Source organism: Pedobacter sp. 10L46_2 (genome assembly GCF_056395165.1).
The window spans coordinates 1-1,505 of record NZ_JBFTIZ010000562.1 but is presented as its reverse complement, the minus strand read 5'-3'; the positions used below and the strand labels follow the sequence as shown (position 1 = coordinate 1,505).

1 protein-coding gene and 1 pseudogene are annotated in these 1,505 nt (G+C 40.1%); both read right to left on the bottom strand.

Features of this window, described 5'->3' with window-relative positions:
- Positions 1–758, bottom strand: a pseudogene (locus AC1DDX_RS27830) (hypothetical protein); the annotation flags it as partial.
- A 14-nt stretch (positions 759–772) separates the two neighbouring features.
- Positions 773–1,505: PQQ-dependent sugar dehydrogenase family protein (locus tag AC1DDX_RS27825; RefSeq protein WP_477623093.1), on the bottom strand; the 733-nt coding region annotated here is incomplete at its 5' end.

The following is a 1,505-nucleotide window of genomic DNA, read 5'->3' as shown; positions in this document are numbered from 1 at the left end:
GTACAAGTATAGCTTGTTAATAAACCTTTAACCTGAGCATAAGTTGGAGCCGAAGTAGTTTTTGCACCACCTTCTACTGCTTTCTGTGCAGCAGTTGTTTTAGCACCAGCCACTGGTTTTTTACCAGTTGCTTTTCCAGGAACAGCATTAGCCACAGGGTCGTTTGCAGAGTTTCTGGTACTTACACCATTCATAGATAATTTCTCTCCGTTTGGAATGCTATTTAAAGTATAGTAAGCAATCGGGTGAATTAAATGATAAGAGTTCTCTTGTGAACGAACACCTTCGACAGTAATGGTATGGATATAATACTGACGAAGATTATCAACAATAAGTCTTGCTTTTAAACCGTCAGCAGATACTTTAACACCTTTAATTTTTAACTTTTCGTTATTAATTGGAGGTGAGCCATAAACCGGATGGTATTTATATAAATAGCTTTGTACATCGTAAGAAGCGATATCTTCTGCAGATTTTAAATCAACTGGTTTAGTAAATTCGATTTCAAAACCATCAGGCATTGCTCTAACAGCTTTCATTTCGAAAGGCATTTTTTCGTTGTAAACTAAACGCTCAAGACCTTCGTTTGCATCACCTGCAGATCCCCAACCACGGTTAGTTTCTCCAACAAATAATGAATTATCAGTACCCCATGCCATTCTTAATACTCCTGAACGGAAACCACTTCTGAACATAAATGAAGCACCTTGCTCTACACCGTTTACCGTTTCGAAGAATACTCTTGAAATGATACTCATACCCTGATCACCTACTAAAATCTGACCTTCGAAAGGACCAAAAGCTCCCTGAGGAATTTTAACAGGCTCTGAAGTAGAGATGGTTTGATAGCTCTTCCTTGTGCATCTTTATCTCTTCTTTCGTCGATTTTAGATCTGAAGTATTCTTCAGTAAGCTTAACTGGAGAATCAGCTCTTCCAGTCCATCTTAATCCGGCCGGGTGACCTAAGAAATCACCTTTTTCTACTTTCCAGATTGCACCAGAACCGAACCAGTCACCTTGGTTATCTGTATAGTAAAGTTGTCCGTCTATTACGTTTGGACCTGCAGGAGAACGCTGACCAGTTGCCCATGGTTGCATTTTTCCATCTTCAGTAATGTTCATTGTCCAACCGCGCATAGGTACACGGCTTTCGCCACGGTACCACATTTCATCACCAAAAGCTACGTTACCGGTAACAAAGAAAGTACCGTCTTTAGCAATTTTTGGTCCGAAGCTGTACTCATGGTAGTGACCGCTTAATGGCCATGCATAAACAGTTTCATAAACATCAGCCTTACCATCCTGATCTTTATCGATCAATTTGGTTAACTCACCTCTTTGCGCGCAATAAAGTGCACCATCTTTATAAGCAAGACCTAATATTTCGTGTAAACCAGATGCAAACCTGCGGAAGTAAGGGTTTTTGCTTGTAGGATTTTCTACGATGTAAACCTCTCCTCTTCTGGTTGAGATACCAAGATCTCCGTTTGGCAAAGTAACCAAT